Annotated in this window: 16 protein-coding genes; 2 read left to right on the plus strand and 14 right to left on the minus strand. The window is 72.6% G+C overall.

All coding sequences use genetic code 11. The features are described 5' to 3' along the window. Positions 1-105: 105 nt before the first annotated feature. The gene (gene lipA / locus ACIRG9_RS08635) at positions 106-1,152 is read right to left on the minus strand and encodes a lipoyl synthase (RefSeq protein WP_402853036.1); all 1,047 of its coding nucleotides are present in this window, start codon (positions 1,150-1,152) and stop codon (positions 106-108) included. 412 nt (positions 1,153-1,564) lie between these two features. On the opposite strand from lipA, the gene aspS reads away from it, so the two are divergent. After that, a complete protein-coding gene (gene aspS / locus ACIRG9_RS08640; protein WP_402853039.1) occupies positions 1,565-2,851 on the plus strand; it encodes an aspartate--tRNA(Asn) ligase in 1,287 nt (428 codons plus the stop codon). Positions 2,852-2,984: 133 nt separating this feature from the next. Here aspS and nadE read toward each other — a convergent pair whose 3' ends face one another. The 4 genes from nadE to ACIRG9_RS08660 are packed head-to-tail and all read right to left on the minus strand — an operon-like array spanning position 2,985 to position 6,790. Further along, positions 2,985-3,857 (minus strand): ammonia-dependent NAD(+) synthetase, encoded by an 873-nt coding sequence (gene nadE / locus ACIRG9_RS08645; protein ID WP_402852272.1) that lies wholly within the window; start codon positions 3,855-3,857, stop codon positions 2,985-2,987. A gap of 18 nt (positions 3,858-3,875) precedes the next feature. Further along, positions 3,876-4,268, minus strand: coding sequence for a VOC family protein (locus tag ACIRG9_RS08650; protein WP_402852274.1), 393 nt, complete (start codon positions 4,266-4,268; stop codon positions 3,876-3,878). A gap of 4 nt (positions 4,269-4,272) precedes the next feature. Next, the gene (gene lipB, locus ACIRG9_RS08655; protein WP_402852277.1) at positions 4,273-4,920 is read right to left on the minus strand and encodes a lipoyl(octanoyl) transferase LipB; all 648 of its coding nucleotides are present in this window, start codon (positions 4,918-4,920) and stop codon (positions 4,273-4,275) included. Between the two features lie 52 nt (positions 4,921-4,972). Then, positions 4,973-6,790 (minus strand): DUF2079 domain-containing protein, encoded by a 1,818-nt coding sequence (locus ACIRG9_RS08660; protein WP_402852280.1) that lies wholly within the window; start codon positions 6,788-6,790, stop codon positions 4,973-4,975. Positions 6,791-7,012: 222 nt separating this feature from the next. On the opposite strand from ACIRG9_RS08660, the gene ACIRG9_RS08665 reads away from it, so the two are divergent. Next, entirely contained in the window at positions 7,013-8,272 is a 1,260-nt protein-coding gene (locus tag ACIRG9_RS08665; RefSeq protein WP_402852282.1) for a PHB depolymerase family esterase, read from the plus strand. 31 nt (positions 8,273-8,303) lie between these two features. Here the strand turns inward: ACIRG9_RS08665 and ACIRG9_RS08670 are convergent, their stop codons facing one another. The 9 genes from ACIRG9_RS08670 to ACIRG9_RS08710 form a co-directional block, all read right to left on the minus strand. Continuing rightward, positions 8,304-9,953 carry a hypothetical protein gene (locus tag ACIRG9_RS08670; protein ID WP_402852285.1) on the minus strand — a complete coding sequence of 550 codons (1,650 nt, stop codon included), beginning with the start codon at positions 9,951-9,953 and terminating at the stop codon, positions 8,304-8,306. 8 nt (positions 9,954-9,961) lie between these two features. Further along, positions 9,962-11,332 carry a tetratricopeptide repeat protein gene (locus tag ACIRG9_RS08675; protein ID WP_402852287.1) on the minus strand — a complete coding sequence of 457 codons (1,371 nt, stop codon included), beginning with the start codon at positions 11,330-11,332 and terminating at the stop codon, positions 9,962-9,964. Beyond that, positions 11,329-12,036 (minus strand): class F sortase, encoded by a 708-nt coding sequence (locus ACIRG9_RS08680; protein WP_402852289.1) that lies wholly within the window; start codon positions 12,034-12,036, stop codon positions 11,329-11,331. The genes ACIRG9_RS08675 and ACIRG9_RS08680 overlap by 4 nt, the downstream gene beginning before the upstream one ends. 72 nt (positions 12,037-12,108) lie before the next feature. Further along, a complete protein-coding gene (locus ACIRG9_RS08685) occupies positions 12,109-13,746 on the minus strand; it encodes a DUF4331 domain-containing protein (protein WP_402852292.1) in 1,638 nt (545 codons plus the stop codon). Positions 13,747-13,868: 122 nt separating this feature from the next. Then, complete coding sequence (locus tag ACIRG9_RS08690) at positions 13,869-14,768, minus strand: TIGR01777 family oxidoreductase (RefSeq protein WP_402852295.1); 900 nt, start codon at positions 14,766-14,768, stop codon at positions 13,869-13,871. Between the two features lie 74 nt (positions 14,769-14,842). Next, positions 14,843-15,844 (minus strand): aldo/keto reductase, encoded by a 1,002-nt coding sequence (locus ACIRG9_RS08695; protein WP_402852296.1) that lies wholly within the window; start codon positions 15,842-15,844, stop codon positions 14,843-14,845. 223 nt (positions 15,845-16,067) lie between these two features. Continuing rightward, on the minus strand, positions 16,068-16,223 hold the full coding sequence (locus ACIRG9_RS08700) for a hypothetical protein (RefSeq protein ID WP_402852299.1): 156 nt from the start codon (positions 16,221-16,223) through the stop codon (positions 16,068-16,070). A 138-nt stretch (positions 16,224-16,361) separates the two neighbouring features. Then, entirely contained in the window at positions 16,362-17,252 is an 891-nt protein-coding gene (locus ACIRG9_RS08705) for an oxidoreductase (RefSeq protein WP_402852301.1), read from the minus strand. Next, positions 17,249-17,761, minus strand: a complete 513-nt coding sequence (locus tag ACIRG9_RS08710) for a hemerythrin domain-containing protein (protein WP_402852304.1) — start codon at positions 17,759-17,761, stop codon at positions 17,249-17,251. Before ACIRG9_RS08710 ends, ACIRG9_RS08705 begins: the two co-directional genes overlap by 4 nt. Between the last annotated feature and the right edge of the window lie 79 nt (positions 17,762-17,840).

Raw genomic sequence — 17,840 nt, forward strand, 5'->3', positions numbered from 1 at the left:
ACGATGGTCTCCGGACCCGGCCGAGACCACCACATGCCGCACACGGTCAGGTGCCGGTCACGCGACCCGGCCGGCCGGCATCAGGCCGACCGGGGAGGGGCAGAGTCAGGCGGGGGTCGGGAGACTTCCCCGGGCCGCCAGCGCCTGCTGGTAGAGGCGCCCGGCGCGGTACGACGAGCGGACCAGCGGACCGCTCATCACGCCGGCGAAGCCGATCTCCTCGGCCTCCTCGCGCAACTCGACGAACTCCTCCGGCTTGACCCACCGGGTGACCGGGTGGTGCCGGGGGGAGGGGCGCAGGTACTGCGTGATGGTGATCAGCTCACAGCCGGCCTCGTGCAGATCGCGCAGCGCCTGGGAGACCTCGGCCCGCTCCTCGCCCATGCCGAGGATCAGGTTGCTCTTGGTGACCAGCCCGGCGGCGCGGGCCTGGCGGATCACGTCGAGGGAGCGCTCGTAGCGGAACGCCGGCCGGATCCGCTTGAAGATCCGCGGCACGGTCTCCACATTGTGCGCCAGCACCTCGGGCCGCGCGCCGAACACCTCGGCGAGCTGCTCGGGCACCGCGTTGAAGTCGGGGATCAGCAGCTCGACGCCGCAGCCGGACCGGAGGGCGTGGATTTGCCGGACCGTCTCGGCGTAGAGCCAGGCGCCGCCGTCGGGCAGGTCGTCGCGGGCGACGCCGGTGATGGTGGCGTAGCGCAGGCCCATCGCGGCGACCGACTCGGCGACCCGGCGGGGCTCGTCGGCGTCGAACTCGGCCGGCTTGCCGGTGTCGATCTGGCAGAAGTCGCAGCGCCGGGTGCACTGGTCACCACCGATGAGGAAGGTGGCCTCCCGGTCCTCCCAGCACTCGTAGATGTTGGGGCAGCCGGCCTCCTGGCAGACCGTGTGCAGCCCTTCGCGCGAGACCAGCCCGCGCAGCTGGGTGTACTCCGGCCCCATCTTGGCCTTGACCTTGATCCACGGCGGCTTGCGCTCGATCGGCGTCTCGGCGTTGCGCGCCTCGATCCGCAGCAGCCGCCGCCCCTCGGGTGCCACCGTGCTGCTGTGGGTGGCCTGCGGGGTCGTCGGCGTGGAGTGCTCGATCGTCACGAATCCGAGCCTACGCCGGACGGTGCCGGTCGATGAACGTCGGGCGACCGCCGTCACGCCGTAGATGTCGTGACGCTGAACACCCAACCGTGGGAAAAGGGTGTCACAGGGCCCGGAAACAGGTGTTAGCCTGCCCGGCAAAGCTGCGACGGAGCCGAGTAGCGCGCCGACCCGCCAGCCAGAGAGCCGCCGGTTGCTGAGAGGCGGTCTGGCGCCGGCGCGCGAAGACCCTCCCGAGCCGCGGGAAGAACGGCGCGGATGTAAGGAAGGGCCCCTGTCAACGCCTCCGGGGGAGGCGGGGCCCCCTCTTACAACCCGCGCCCAGTAGAGCCCGCCGGCTGGCCCCCGTGAACGGGCGACGAACGAGGCTCCCGCTCCGGCGGGGGCGAAGGTGTGGTGGCACCGCGAGGTTCCCGCTCGCCCACACCTCCCGGGGATCGCGTTGCGATTGATCGAGGAGGTAACCGCCGTGCAACGCATCCTGTCCTCCCAACTCCACGCCCAGGTCGGCGACACCGTCCGGATCGCCGGCTGGGTGCACCGCCGTCGGCTGCTCAAGTCGGTGGCGTTCCTGATCGTCCGGGACGCCGCCGGCCTGGCCCAGGTGGTGGTCACCGACCCGGCCGTACGCGCGGCCGTGGAGAAGCTCACCGAGGAGACCGTGGTCGAGGTCACGGCCAGAGTGGTCGCGAACGGCACCGCCCCCGCCGGGGTCGAGCTCGCCGAGCCGACCGTACGCCCGCTCGGGCCGCCCGCCGTGCCGCCGCCGTTCGACCTGTACCGGCCGGCGCTGACCGCAACCCTGCCCACCCAGCTCGACCACGCCCCGACCGCGCTGCGCCATCCGACCCGGTCGGCCGCGCTACGGATCTCGGCGGCGGCGGTGGCCGGCTTCCGGACCACCCTGGACACCCACGGCTTCGTGGAGATCCACACCCCGAAGGTGGTCGCTTCGTCCACCGAGAGCGGGGCGAACGTCTTCGCGCTGGACTGGTTCGGCCGGCCCGCGTACCTGGCCCAGTCGCCGCAGTTCTACAAACAGCTCATGGTCGGGGTCTTCGAGCGGGTGTACGAGGTGGGGCCGGTGTTCCGGGCCGAGCCGCACGACACCGTCCGGCACCTGGCCCAGTACACGTCGCTCGACGTCGAGCTGGGCTTCGTCGCCGACCACCGGGACGTGATGGCCGTGCTGCGGGACACCCTCGCCGGCATGCTGGGGGCGGTCGTCGACCGGGCCGGAGCGGCGCTCGCCACGCTCGGAGTGACCGCGCCGGAGGTGCCGGCCGAGATCCCCGCCGTGCACTTCACCGAGGCGCTGGCGATCGCCGGGGCGCCGGCCGACGAGCCGGACCTCGCCCCCGCGCACGAGCGGGCGCTGGGCGAGTGGGCCCACCACGTGCACGGTTCGGACTTCCTCTTCGTCACCGGGTATCCGATGGCGAAGCGGCCCTTCTACACCCACCCCGACCCGGACCGGCCGGCGCACTCCAACGGCTTCGACCTGCTGTTCCGGGGCATGGAGCTGGTCACCGGCGGGCAGCGGCTGCACCGGTACGCGGACTACCTGGCCGCCCTTGCTGCCCGGGGCGAACCGGTCGAGCCGTACGCCGGCTACGTTGACGCGTTCCGGCACGGCATGCCGCCGCACGGCGGGTTCGCGATCGGGCTGGAACGCTTCGTGGCCCGGCTGACCGGCGCGACCAACGTCCGGGAGGTGACCGCCTTCCCGCGCGACCTGCACCGGCTCACCCCCTGACCGGGTGATCACACCCCGGCATCGGGGTATCCCTCGCCGACGGTGACGAGGGGTACCCCGACGGGGCTGGGAGCGGGATGCGCGAACAAGCGCGGCCTGATCGTGCTCGGCGAGACGTGGTTGCGGGCGCGGCTCAGTGCTGGGCGGGCACCGCGGCGGTGACCGGGTCGTCGGCGCTCACCGGGGGCGCGATCGGGAGGCAACGCTTGTGGTCGGTGGCCCGGTAGCGGGCCGCCAACGCCGCCGCCACCTCAGCCGGGACGGGCCGGCCCTCCAGGAAGTCGTCGATCTGCTCGTACGTCAGGCCGAGCGCGTCCTCGTCGAGCTTGCCCGGGGTCAGGCTCTCCAGGTCGGCGGTGGGCGCCTTGCCGACCAGTTCGGCCGGGGCGCCGAGCGCCTGGGCGAGCGCGCGGACCCGGCGCTTGGTCAGCCCGGTCAGCGGCACCACGTCCGCGGCCCCGTCGCCGTGCTTGGTGAAGAAGCCGGTGACCGCCTCGGCCGCGTGGTCGGTGCCGACCACCAGGCCGCCCATCGCCCCGGCCACCGCGTACTGGGCGATCATGCGCTGCCGGGCCTTGACGTTGCCGTGCACGAAGTCCTGCTGGGCGGCGTCGGTGAAGGTCAGCCCGGCCGCCACCAGCGCGTCCTGGGTGGCGTCGCTGGCCGGCTGCACGTCGACCGTGAGTACCCGGTCGGGCCGGATGAACGCCAGCGCCGCCTGGGCGTGGTGCTCGTCGGCCTGCACCCCGTACGGCAGGCGCATCGCCACGAAGACCGCTGGGTGGCCGGCGGCACGGGCCCGCTCGGCGGCGAGCTGGCAGAGCCGCCCGGCGGTGGTGGAGTCCACCCCGCCGCTGATGCCGAGGACCAGCGCGGTCAGCCCCGTGTCGACCAGGCGGTCGGCGAGGAAGACGACCCGGCGTTCGATCTCCCCGGCGGCGTCGAAGCTGTCCGCCACCTGGAGTTCGGCGGCGATCCGCCGCTGGGTCGGCATCAGGTCGGTCATCGGGTCCCTTCCGGGGGTTCAGGCGGGACCGAGCAGATCCCAGGGGTTGCCAGCGAGGTCGCGGAAGACGGCGACCCGGCCGTACGACTCGGTGCGCGGCGGCTTCACGAACTCGACCTTCGCCTCGACCATCCGGCGGTAGGTGGCGTCGAAGTCGTCGACCTGGAGGAAGAAGCCGACCCGGCCGGCGGTCTGGTCACCCACCGCGGCCTCCTGCCGCTCCCCGTCGGCGCGGGCCAGCAGCAGCCCGGTCCCGCCGCCGGGCGGGCGGACCACCACCCAGCGCTTCGGCCGGCCGTCGTTGGTCAGGGACGGCTTGTCCTCCACCAACTCGAAGCCGAGCACCTCGGTGAAGAACGCGATCGCCGGGTCGTACTCGGCGACGACGAGGGCGACGAGGTCGATCCGCATCCGGTCAGCCCTCGACCCGGACCAGGGTCGGCAGGTGACGCTCGACCACCGGGAGCACGTCGGCGACGGTGACCGGGCGGCCCAGCTCGGCGGTGAGCGAGGTGGTGCCGGCGTCCCGGATGCCGCACGGCACGATCCGGTCGAAGTACGTCAGGTCGCAGTCGCAGTTGATCGAGAAGCCGTGCAGGGTGACGCCCCGGGCCACCCGGATGCCGATCGCGGCGACCTTGCGGGCCGGCCCCCGGTCGTCCTCGGGCACCCAGACCCCGCTGCGCCCCTCGACCCGGCCGGCAGTCAGCCCGAACTCGGCGCAGACGTCGATCAGCAGCTGCTCGGTGCGCCGGACGTACGCGACCACGTCCACCGGGTCGGGCAGCTTGACGATCGGGTAGCCGACGAGCTGCCCCGGCCCGTGCCAGGTGATCTTGCCGCCGCGGTCCACGTCGATCACCGGGGTGCCGTCCATCGGCCGGTCCCACGGCTCGGTCCGCTTGCCGGCGGTGTAGACGCTCGGGTGCTCCAGCAGCAGCACGCTGTCGCCCTGCTCGCCGGCCACCACGGCCTCGTGCAGCCGGCGCTGTTCGTCCCACGCGGCCAGGTAGTCGAGCACACCGGCACGGATGGCCGTCAGCCCGGAAGTCGTCACGCTCACCCGTCCAGCCTAATCCCGTGACCTCCCGGTGCGCGCCGTGAGCCTCGTCGCGTCAGGGGGGCGGGACCTTCCAGAGCCAGACGTCGTCCACCCGCTGCGGCTGGCCGAGCAGCGCGGTGGCGGTGCGGTGCACGGCGTCCTCGTGGATGTCGTACTTGGCGCCGTGCACCCGGTCGGCCAGGATCACGGTCTCGACCCGCCAGTAGTGCAGGTCGGCCAGGGACTCCTCGATGCTGCCCTCGGTGATGATCGGCTCCAGCCCGGTCCGCCCGGCCTGGTCCATCAGCGAGTCGAAGGTCCGCGGCACCGGCCCGATCCGGCCCCGGCCGCCCGGCCCGCCGGGGCCGAGGAAGAACCCGGCCGGGATGCGGAACTCACCCTGCCCGTGGGCCAGGGCGTACGCCTGCCAGCGCTGGCCGTCCGGGGTGACGTCGACGGTCAGCGGCAGCGGGGTGAGCACCCCGTCGGGCGAGACGTACTGCTGCCAGTGGCCGCTGGTGATGAACCGCGGGATCGGTTCCCGCACGCTGGTCAGCAGCGGCGTGGGCAGCAGCGGCAGCAGCGCGACGGCGAAGCCGAGCGCCCAGACCCCCGTGGTGGCCCGGTGCCGGGGCGGCCGGGCGCGGAGCCGGTCGACGGTGTACGCCAGCAGCAGCCCGATCACCGGGGCGACCACCAGGGCCAGCCGGGAGGGCAGCGCCGCGTTGATCACCGGCAGGTTGTCCAGCACCCCGAACGGGAGGATCTGGTGGGTCCGCCGGCCGTTCCACCTCGCTCGTGGCCCCCAGGAGAGCACCGCGAAGACCACCGCGGTGACGCCGAGCGCGGCGAGGGTGGCCCGGAACGCCCGCTCGGCGCGCCACCAGAGCAGCGCGAAGCAGGCCACCGCGAGCAGCAGCAGCGGGATGCCGAAGAACGAGTTCTCCTCGGTCGGGTTGGGGGCCAGCGAGGTGCCGAGCCCGGCCCAGCCCGCGAGGGACCGGCGCGGGTACGACCCGTACGCGGCGATGTCCTCCGAGTGGATGAGCGGGTCGAAGCCGGTGCCGTGGAAGCGCTGCGGCCCGGCGAAGTGCAGCCACAGCGGGTACGCCAGCAGCACCCCGGCGACCAGCGCGGTCACGCCCAGCCCGCCGGCGAAGCTGGGCAGCGCGGCGCGGATCTCGGCCCGGCGGCTCGGGTGCACCCCCCACACCACCAGGAAGAGGGCGACCGCCAGGGCGGTGAAGAAGAGCCCCTCGGCGGCGATCGAGAAGGCGAGCGCCACCAGCAGGCCGAGCACGATCCCGCCGCGTACCGCCCGGCCGGGTCGGCGCAGCCGGAACACGCCCCAGATCAGCAGCGGCACCAGCCAGCCGGCGGTCCAGTTCAGGTGGGCGTTGGCGTGCGAGACCATCGCCGGGCAGAAGCCGATGAAGAGGGCGCCCACCCCGGCGGCCAGCCGGCTGTTCACCAGGTACCGGCTGATCAGCCAGTACCAGGCGACCGCGGTGGCGATCAGGTTGAGGGTGAGGATCACCAGGAACGTCGCGGGCGGCCCGACCAGGTACGTCAGCGGCGCGAAGACCACCGCGTACACGGTGATCGAGGTGTTGACCGCGAGGTTCACCCCGTCGGGGACGTTGAGCAGGTGGGTGAAGAACGGGTTCTCCCCGTGGGTGACCGAGTGCCCGCCGAAGGCCAGCAGCCACTCGAAGAGCGCCTGGTCGCTGGAGTTGACGGTGATCGCCCGGGTGTTCGGGTCCCACCACATCCCGCTGGTGACCCAGATCGCCAGGGCCGTCGCGGCGAGCACCACGACCAGGTCGGCGCGCCGGTTCCGGGAACGCGGCGCGGGCGACGGGTCGGTGACCAGGGACGGGGAGGTCGGCACGCAGCGGACGTTACCAACCGGACCGGGACACGCCGGTCAGACCCGAAACCTTGACGACGTGCGGGTGGCGCAGCAGTGCCCGACCGGCCCCCGTCCGGCGGACGACACACTTCGGTGCTCGTAAATATGTGAGCGGCGGCCATGTCGGGTGACGAAACAGGGCCGTAACGTCGCGGCAAATTCCGGGTGACCCAGTTCACAATTCGTCCTCAGGAGGCCGCCGTGCGCCGCTCCTCACCCATCCTCACCCGTCTCGCCGGAGCGGCAGCCGGGGTCGCGCTGGCCGCGGCCACCGTGCTGGCCGCCGCCCTGCCCGCCCAGGCCGCCACGCTCACCCAGGTCACCGGCTTCGGCTCCAACCCGGGCAACCTCGCCATGTACGCGTACCGGCCGGACAACCTGCCGGCCAACGCGCCGGCCGTGGTGCTGCTGCACGGCTGCGCCCAGAACGCCTCCGGCTACTTCGCCAACTCCGGCTGGCAGAAGTACGCCGACCTGTGGAAGTTCGCGCTGATCGTGCCGCAGCAGTCCTCGGCCAACAACTCCACCAGCTGCTTCAACTGGTTCGAGACCGGCGACACCGCGCGCGGCCAGGGCGAGGCCCTGTCGATCAAGCAGATGGTCGACCACGCGAAGACGACCTACGGCACCGACGCCGGCCGGGTGTACGTCAGCGGCCTGTCGGCCGGCGGGGCAATGAGCGCGGTCATGCTCGCCACCTACCCCGACACCTTCGCCGCCGGCTCGGTCATCGCCGGGCTGCCGTACCGCTGCGCCACCAGCAGCACCAGCGCGTACTCCTGCATGAACCCGGGCGTCGACAAGACCCCCGCCCAGTGGGGCGACCTGGTCCGGGCCGCCTACTCCGGGTACGCCGGCTCCCGGCCGAGGGTGGCGATCTGGCACGGGACCAGCGACTACACGGTGGCGACGGCCAACGCCACCGAGTCCCGGGACCAGTGGACCAACGTGCTCGGTGTCTCGCAGACCCCGACCAGCACCGCCTCGCTGCCCGCCGGGACCAGCCTCGAGGTGTACGGCAACGACCAGGTCCGGCTCTACCGGGTCTCCGGGATGGGCCACGGCACGCCGGTCGACCCGGGCTCCGCCGCCGACCAGTGCGGGACCGCAGCGGCGTACTTCCTCGACACCATCTGCTCGACGTACCGGGACGCGCTCTTCTTCGGCCTCGACGGCGGCGAGTCGAGCCCCAGCCCGACCCCGACGGCGACTGCCTCCCCGACCGCCTCGCCGAGCCCGACCGCGTCCCCGAGCCCGACCGGATCCCCGTCGCCGTCCCCGACCACCGCCCCGGTCTGCGTCACCGCCAGCAACTACGCGCACGTCACCGCCGGCCGCGCCTACCAGTCCGGCGGCTACGCGTACGCCCTGGGCAGCAACGAGAAGATGGGCCTCTACAACACCTTCTACACCAGCGCCCTCAAGCAGACCGCTCCCAACTACTGGGTCATCGGCTGCTGACCGCCACCGTCGCCGGAGCCGTTCTCTCAGGTCAGGTCGGGAGAAGCGAGGTGGCCGCTCGTAGGGCGAGGAGGAGTCCGACCACGAGGACCAGGGCCGCGGTGAGGGCCGGCACCGCTCGCGCGAACCGCCCGGCCCAGCCATCCATCCTGCTCGCCACCGGTCCGGCCAACCGGTGGCGCAGGTGGACGAGGAGCAGACCGGCCAGGGTGAGGGTCGCCGCCATCCCGGTGCCATAGGCCACCACGAGCAGCACGCCGAACCAGGTCCGGCCCAGCGCGACGGCACCGAGCAGCACCACCAGGGCGGATGGGCTGGGTACGATCCCGCCGGCGACCCCCAGCCCCAGCAGCCCGGCCCGGCCATACCCGTGCCGATGATGGCTGTGGCTGTGGCTGTGGCTGTGGCTGTGGCTGTGCGCGTGCCCGTGGCTGTGGCTGTGCGCGTGGCCGTCGCTGGGGCTGTGCTCGTGCTGGGGGCCGGGGTCGCTCAGTCCGACAGCCGGTCCGGCGGAGTCGGATGCGGGCGCGCCCACGGTGACGAGGACCCGGCCGGCTTCGGCCGGCGGAGCGGTGCGTCGGGCCATCGCCGAGCGGAGCAGGCCGGCGCCGACGGCCGCGATCAGCATCCCGCTGACCACGCCGAGCCAGCGGAGGACGTCCTCCCCGGCCAGGCTGGTGACGGTGGTGAGCAGGAGACCGATCACCAGCACCCCGGCGGTATGGGTCGCGGTGACGGTGGCACCCACCGCGATCGCGTCCCGGTAGGTGCCGCGCCGGCCGGCGATGTACGCCGCCATGACGGTCTTGCCGTGGCCGGGCAGGGCTGCGTGGCCCGCCCCGAGGAGCAGTGCGAGCAGCACCGCGAGCGAGCCGGCCAGCGGGGTCAGTCGGTCGGCGCCGGCGAGCGCGTTGAGGTGGTTGCCGAGCGTGCCCATCAGCCGGGTGAGCGGTCCGGCCATCGGAATGGCGGACGGCCTGGCCGGCTCGGGTCCGGTGCCCACGCCGGTGGTGCGCAACTCCACCGACCGCTGGTCGAGCGGGGAGGCGAGCAGATTCTCGGGGTAGTTGCGGAGTTGATCACTGATGCTGGCGGCCGGCACCGGTGGGTCGGCGATGCCCAGGCCGTGCCCGCCGGCGGCGATCTCGCGCCAACCGATCTGCTCGGGGCGGAACCGGTCGGCGATCCGTACGACGGTGGCGGCGCGCAGGTCGGCCGCGGCGGTGAGTCGGCATTCGGTGCGTCCGGTGGGTAGGTTCGCCGCCCCGGGCCGGTAGGTGAAGCTGCTCGCGGTGATCGCCCAGGACGTGTTGCGGCCCGCGACGTCGAGGTGGAGGTCGGCGGCCAGGCGGCCACAGGTGTCGCGCGCGTAGGCGGTCTGCTCGGCGGTGCTGACCTGGCCGTCACCATCCCGGTCGACGGCGCTCCGCTGCTGGAGGGTCGGAACCTCCGCCTCATCGACGACGGCGAGATCCTCGATCCGGTCCGAGTACAGGCTCAGTCCGTGGAAGTGGTTGACGCTGAAGTTCCCCAGCGGGTGCGCGGCCGCCGGCGCGGCGACGCCCAGGCTCACCGCGACCGCCAGCGCGATCAGCGCGAAGGCGGAAAGCCGGCGGAACCCTCCCGTCGCGGCGCGCCGGCGCGCCGGGCCGAACCGCTGCGCCGGAAGGCGCCGCCGCACCAGGCGGTTCACCGTGGGCCGCCGAGCGAGTCGCGCAGCTCGCGGGCGGTCGGCGCCTGCCGGACGTCGAAGTGCGGGTTGATCTCCAGCGCCAGGCTCAGGTCGTCCCGGGCCTGGTCGCGGTCACCGAGCGCGTTCCGGATCACCCCCCGGTGGTAGTAGAACGTGGCGTTGCGCCAGCCGAGCCGGGTGGCCTGCTCGGCGTAGCCGAGCGCCTCCGCGTCGCGGCCGTTGCGGTGCAGCGCCCAGGCCAGCGCATCGGCGGCCAGCACGCTGTGCCGGGCCGCCCACTCGGCCTGCGCCTCGGTCAGCGCCTCCGCGGGCTTCCCGTGGTCGGCCAGGTAGGTGGCCGCGGTGAGGTGGTCGGCGACGCCATTGGCGGTGAGCAGCTTGCGGGTGGCGGCGACGAGGTCGTACTGCTGCTGGGCCTCGCCGGTTCGTCCCGCCACGCTGAGAGCGTCGCCGTACTCGACGAGCAGTTCGGGCAGCGGCAGCGCCTGGGCGGCGCGCGCGTAGTCGGCCAGCGCGTCGGTGGTGCGGCCGAGCGCCGCCAGAGCCTTCGCCCGACCGGCGTGCGACTGCGGGTCGGCCGGGTTGGCGGCGAGACCGGCGTCGTACTGACGCAGCGCCTCCCCCGGGTCGCCGTTGTTGAACGCCAACTCGCCCAGGTACCGGTGGCAGAAGGCGATGTCGGCGGGGTCGGTCGACTCGGCGAGGGCGCGGTTGAGCGCCTCGCGTGCCTCGGTGACCTGGCCGTGCTGCTCGAAGTCGTACGACGCCCGGGTGAACGACGGCACGCCGGGTTCGACGTCGAGCATCCGTTGCACCGCGGCACGGGCCTCGTCGTAGTCGCCCAGTTGGGTGTACGCGTCGACCAGGACACCGTGCACGCTGCCGGCCTGCGGATTGATCCGCTCCGCCCGCAGCCCCCAGTCCCGGGCGGCGGCGAAGTCGTGCCGGGCGTTGGCAAGGGAGCCCATCCCGGCCATCGCCTGCCAGTTGGTGGAGCTGTTCAGGTCGAGGGAACGGCGCAGCGCCTCCTCCGCCTTCGGATACCACGACGGATCAGCGGTGATCCGCGCCTGCTCGACGTACGCCGAGCCGAGCTGAGCCCAGGTCGGCCAGTCCTTCGGCAGGTCGCGCAGGCGTCGCTGGGCCGCCTCGATCGCGTTCTCCCGGGCGCTGCCGGTTCGTTGCCCGCCGACGCGGCCCTGGCCGGAATCGCCGGCCGGTGTCGGCCGGCGCGTCCCGGGCAGCTGGGTGGAGACCAACGGCGTGCCGACCAGCAGCACCAGGCCGGTCAGCAGCAGCACTATCGACAGCCGGCTGAGCTTGAGGGTGCGGATGGCGGTCCGGAGCCAACCGCGGATGCCGGTCATGACCGACCGCCGGCCAGCCGCGCGTACGCGACGAGATTGTCCCGGTAGCTGCCGGCGCGCCGATCGAACTGCCCGGTGCAGGTGATCAGCCGGAGTTCCGCCGCGTCGCTGGGGGCGTAGACCTCGCCCGCCGGGAAGGCGTCCTTGGCGTACTCGGCCAGCCGGTAGACGGTGAAATGGGTGACCGCGCCGGCGATGTCCCGGACCTGGATCTCGTCGCCCACCGTCAGTTCCCGCAGCCGGTAGAAGACGGCGGGGCCGGTGGTGGAGTCCACGTGGCCGACGATCACAGCGGGCGGCCCGTCGGTCTCGCCCGGCATCGCCCCGCTGGCGTACCAGCCGGCGACCTGGTAGTCGTCGGGCACGGCGAGGGTGCCGTCCGGGTTGCGACCGAGGTCGATCAGGGGCGTGTGGACGTCGATCGCCGGGATGTCGATCGCCGCCGGCTGGGCTCGCTCGCCGGCCGGCCGGGATCCCACGACGGGCGCCGCGGGCAGCGGCTGCGCCGGCCGTTCCGCTGCCCGGGGTGCGCCACTCTCCGGTCCACCGATCGGGGCGCTGACCAGGAGGAGCACCGTGCCGAGGCCGACCAGCACGGCCGGTAGGTAGCGGGGCAGGCGGAGCCGGATGGCCGGGCGGCCGTCCGGTGCCGGCCGGGGGGACCGGATCCGTGCCAGGATCGCGCGTCCAAACGGACGGGTCATGGTTATCGGCCCTTTCGATGCCGGAAAGTACGGTGGTGCGGCGCGACCATCCGGTCGCGCCGCACCATCCGGTCAGGCCGCGTCGGCGCGACCGGTCGCCGGCGCGTTCGCGCGGGCACGTCGACGACTGATGAACAGGCCCGCCGCGAGGAAGCCGATGGCGCCGGTCCCACTGGCGATCCGGATCCAGTCGGCACCCCGGGCGGTACCGCCGGCTCCGCCCGGCACGCCGCCATCGGGCATGCCGTTCGCGTCAACCTGGTTGACCGCGACGTTGCTGGGCAGCGCCAGATAGGGGAACGTCCCCCCGAACGGCACGTTGTTGGTGTTGACCTTGTCGCCGGCCGCCAGCGCCGGGACCAGCTGACCGGTCTGCGCCGCGCCCTCGAACGCCTGCAGCTCGATGTCGACCACGTCGTCGGCGAGCCGCCGGCCGTTCGGGAAGCCCTGCAGGTCGCCCCCGAGCACACCCAACCGGTTCGGGTTGGCGGTCACCGGCACGCTCATGTTCAGTCGCAGCTCCTCGGCCGGGACGAAGTGCGCCGGGTCGACGTCGGCGTTGAGGATCTGCGAGTTGAGATCCGCCTGGATCGGTGCCCGGCTGCCGTCGAGCGTCGGCGCGTCCTTGGCGATCCCGGTCAGGAAGATCTCGACGAGATCGTTGCGCGGCGTGGCTGGCGCCGGGATGTCGTAGAGCTGCTGGATCACCTGCGGCAACTCGGGGTTGAGGATGCGGTCGACGAGCTTGGTGTTCTTGCTGTCGTCGGCCGGCATGCTGGCGTTGAAGGCGTCCTTCTGGTCGGCCGCCGGGACCAGCTCGTTGACCAGTGGGTTGCCCAGCCGGGACACCTGCACCTGGTTGCCGCCGGCGTTCGGATCCGTGACCTGCATGCTCTGCTTCGAGGTCGTGCTCCAGATCCCGATCACCGGGTTGCGGTCCTCGTCGCCGCCCAGGGCGAGCGCCGACTTCGGCACCTGCAGCGCGACGGTCTGCACGCTGTAGCCGGCGAGCGTGTCCTGGCCCCGCTCGGACAGGTTCGCGCCGTAGATCAGGTCGAAGACCCGCAGGTCGAGGAAGAACGGGTCGTCGGCCTGACCGGCGAACGACTGGCCGCCACCCGTGACGGGGACGATCGCCTGGTCGCGGAGCCGACCGTAGTCCGGCATCGACGCCGGGCCGACGTTCGACGGGGCGACCGGGGCGTCCTCCACCAGGACCCGCGACTGGCCGTCGCGCAGCTCGGTGAGCGTGTACCGCTGCCTGAACAGCAGCGTCGGATCGTCCAGGTTCTGGACCACCCCGTTGTTGTAGAGGAAGGTCGTGCCGTCGCGTCGATCGTCGTTTCGGAACACCCAGCGGTAGGTGATGTCCGGCCGGGCGTCGCCGTCGTTGTCGATGTGGATGTCGTAGTTGGCGTTGGTCTGGAAGAAGTAGAAGTTCGGTCCGCCGTTCGGCTCCTCGAACGGCAGCCAGTTCGCGATCAGTGTGACCGTGTCCTGCTTGTCCGGGCTGACGAACGCGTACACGTCGGTGTTGTCCACCGTCGGGTCTGTGGCGATCAGCGGCGCCTCCCGGTGACTGGACGCGTCCGCGACGTCCGACACCAGCGCCGCGCCCCCGGTGGTCGCGACCATCCCGAGCGCGCCGGCGGCGGCGAAGCAAGCCCACCCCCGGCGCCCGGGATTTCCGAGTGCTGTCCCGTCCCTCATTTGCCACTCACCCCCCGTGATCGACGTGCCCTCGGCGACACGTCCCTGCACCGATTGAACCGATGCATCAGGGGGCAAGTGGCGGAAATGTGAGAACTTGTCGTTACGGAGACGACACCTTCCTATTCGGTGAGGGCGGCGTACAGGGCGGACCGGAGGTCGGGGAGGGCCCAGGTGAAGCGTGCCGTGGTGAGGACTCCGGGGAGGACACGGGTGCTGGTCAGGGCCTCGTGGGCGAAGCCACCCAGGGCGATCTTCAGGGCCAGCGCGGGGATCGGGATGATCGCCGGCCGGTGCAGCTGGCGGGCCAGTTCCCGGGTGAACTCGGCGTTGGTGACCGGATTCGGACCCACCACGTTGACCGGGCCGGCGAGGTCGTCGCGGGCCAGCAGCAGCGCCACCGCGTCCAGCCAGTCGCGCATCGAGATCCAGGGCAGCCACTGCCGGCCGCTGCCCAACCGCCCGGCGATGCCCAGCCGGAACGGCAGCAGCTGCGGTTTGAGCATGCCGCCGTCGCGGTGCAGCGGAAGCCCGGTACGCAGCCGCACCACCCGTACGCCGGCGTCCTCGGCCGGCCGGGTCGCGGCCTCCCAGACCCGGCAGACGTCGGCCAGGAAGCCCTCACCCGCAGGGGAGTCCTCCTCGACCACCCGGTCACCGGTGTTGCCGTACCAGCCGACCGCGGAGGCGTTGAGCAGCACGGCCGGCCGGTCGGCGGCGGACAGCCCGGCGATGGTGATCGCCAGGGTGGTGCTGGTGTCCACCCGGCTGGACCGGATCACCCGCCGGAACTCGTCGTTCCAGCGCCTGTCGCCCACCCCGGCGCCGGCCAGGTTGACCACCGCGTCGGCGTCGGCGACCACCGCCGGGTCGAGCTGCGCGGCCGACGGGTTCCACTGCCGCTCGTCCGGGGTACGCGGCGAGCGGCGGACCAGGCGGGTGATCTGGTGCCCGTCCGCGGTGAACCGGTCGACCAGCCGGCTGCCGAGAAAGCCGGACACGCCGGCCATGAGGATGCGCATGCTCATATCTTCGGATACGGACGCGGTGCCGGAGGCGTTGAGCGGTATGAGTCACTCGCCGGCCCGCTGGCCGGTCAGCGGGCCGCGCCGGCCGGGCGCAGGTCGGCCAGGAGCCGTTCCACCTCGGAGTACGCCTCGGCGGGCAGCGGGCCGAGCGAGAGGGTCGCGAAGTTCTCCGCCGCCTGTGTCACCGTCCGGCAGCCCGGGATGGGCACCGTCCGCGGGCTGCGGGCCAGCAGCCAGCCCAGCGCGCCCTGGGCGAGGGTACGACCGTCGACGGTCAGCGCCTCCCGGATCTCGGCGACCCGGGCGGACCACTCCGGCGTCGGACGGCCGTCGGTGAACCACCTCAGCCACTCCGGGGCCAGCCCGCGTACGTCGTCCTTCCCGACGGCCCGGATCGACCCGGTGAGCAGGCCCATTGCGAGCGGGCCCCGGTTGAGGCTGGCCAGGTCGAGCGCGTCGCAGACCGCCAACACGTCCGGGTTGTCGTTGAGCACCGACTCGTCGTGCTGCACGGCGGTGCAGTGCGGACCCGCCTCGGCGAACGACCGCGCCGACGACGGGTTGTCGGTGCTCCAGCCGTACGCCCGGACCTTGCCCTTGCCGACCAGGGCCTCCAGGGTGTCCACCAGGTCGAGCGCGGCGGAGGCCGGCAGGTCGTTGATGTGCAACTGGTAGAGATCGACATAATCGGTGCCGAGCCGGCGCAGCGACTCGTCCAAACTGGCCACCACGAACGCCGGGCTGGCGTCGGTGCCGGTCGCGTGCCGGGTGGCCTCGTCGAAACGGTTGCCGAACTTGGTGGCGATGACCACGTCGTCACGACGGCCGGCGAGGGCCCGGCCGAGGATCCGCTCGCTGTGGCCAGCGCCGTAGTTGCTGGCCGTGTCGAAGAGGGTGACGCCCAGGTCGAGTGCCTGGTGGATGGTGCGGATCGACTCGTCGTCGTCGACCTCGCCCCAGCCGAACGGCTGCCCGCCGTCGCCCCAGAGCGGCCCGCCGATCGCCCAGCACCCCATGCCGATCGCGCTGACCTCGATGCCGCTGCGGCCAAGAGTCCGTGTCATCGTCATGCCGTCCAGTCTTCGACTTCGAGCACTCTCGAAGTCAAGCGCCGCGACGTGGCGCGAGCGCAGGAACTGCTGCGGATGCAGGGCTGGGTGGAGGGCGTGCACGACGTCGGTGTGCTCGTCGCCGAGCAACTGCCGGATGGATGAGAGATGTCCGGAAAGCGATATGTCTCTGAGACGTATTTATGTCTCACAGACATATCGCCTTCGGGCGTAGGTCGCCTTCTCATGCGGCACAACCCGAGATCTCCTCCGTGCCGCTGGCCGAGCAGCCCCACGTCATCGAGCGGCGTAGCGCGGAGGAATCCTGCTCGATCGCCGTGTCGAGGTCCCGGCAGAATCTGGACTCGTCGAGCTCAGGCGCGGTCGCGAAGGCCGCCATGACCCCGCCGCGAGGAACGAAGGTTCGCCGGTGAAGTCGAGTTGATCAAGCCGAGGGGGAGGTGCTGCCTGCCGGCAGCCGGAGGCGGCAGCACCCCTTCCGAGGCTGCGCGGGGCGCGAGGCGCGGGCGTGGGGTGCTCAGGCGGCCCGGTGGACGGTGTCGAGGCGGGCAAGGTCCCCGTCGGTGAGGCGGAGGGCGCCGGAGGCGACGTTCTGCACCAGGTGGTCGGGGTTGCCGGTGCCGGGGATGGCCAGCACGTTCGGTCCCTGGTGCAGGGTCCAGGCCAGCCGCACCTGGGTCGGGGTCACGCCGTGCTCGCGGGCGACCGCGCGTACCTCGTCGTGCTCGTCGCCGGTCGTGCCGGCCTCCCGGCCGCTGGTGGCCAGCGAGAAGAACGGCACGAAGGCCGTACCGTGCGCGGCGCAGTCCCGGATCAGCGCGTCGTTGCGCTGCCGGTAGCCGAGGCCGTACGAGTTCTGCACGCAGACCACCGGGGCGATGGTTCGCGCGTCGGCGACCTGTTCGGCGGTCACGGCCGAGACGCCCAGGTGCCGGATCAGCCCGGCGTCGCGCAACTCGGCGAGCGCGCCGAAGTGCTCGGCCAGCGGCTCCGGGCCGTGCACCCGGAGGTTGACCACGTCGAGGTGGTCCCGGCCGAGCTGGCGCAGGTTCTCCTCGACCTGGCCGCGGAGCTGGTCAGGGCGGGCCATCGGCAGCCATTCGCCGGACGGGTCCCGGCCCGGCCCGACCTTGGTCACGATGACCAGATCCTCCGGGTACGGCGACAGCGCCCGGTTGATCAGCTCGTTCGCGGAACGCAATGCCGAGAAGTAGAACGCGGCGGTGTCGATGTGGTTGACGCCCAGCTCGACCGCCCGGCGCAGCACGCCGGTCGCCCGCTCCCGGTCGCTGGGGCTGCCGTCGGCGTTGGCGGTCAGCCGCATCGCGCCGAACCCGATCCGGTTCACCGTGCGGTCGCCGAGTCGCCAGGTGCCCGCCGCCGTTGCGCTGATCGTTCCCGTGGTCAAATTCTCTCCTCGAAGGTCGGGTCCCCGTCGGGGACATCGAGGCCGAGCAGTTCCCCGGCCGTGCCGCCGGTCAGCGCGTCCAACGCGGCGACCAGCTTCCTCTCCTCGTAGCTGAAGTGCGACTCCATCAGCGCGGCGAGGCCGTCCAGCTCGGCCCGGACCGCCGGACCGGCGGCCGGGCCGGCGACCAGTTCCTCGACCCGGGTCAGGATCGAGGCGACCGCCCGGTGGTCCTCGCTCAGCGCGGCGAGCACGGGTCGCAGCTCGGGCGCCTGCTCGGCGAGGACCTGGAACGCGCCGGCGTCCTCGCCGGTGTGATGCCGCTGCAGCGCCGCACAGAAGCCGACGCAGTGTGCCCGTAGCTCGCGGGACAGGCCGTCGCCGCCGCCGTCGGGGGCGTCGAGGCTCGCGCGGAGCCGGACCAGCTCCTCGCGGAGCCAGTGGTGGATCTCGATCAACTGGGTGCCGAGGGCGGTCAGCCGCCCGGCCGGTGAGTGGGATGGGTACACATGGTCCCCTGCAGTCCCGCGCCTCCATGCCCACGGCGGCCTTCGAGCCGGGTGCACCGCGACGCTACGCCGCACCTTA

This window comes from Micromonospora sp. NPDC093277 (assembly GCF_044765245.1).
GTDB lineage: Bacteria > Actinomycetota > Actinomycetes > Mycobacteriales > Micromonosporaceae > Micromonospora.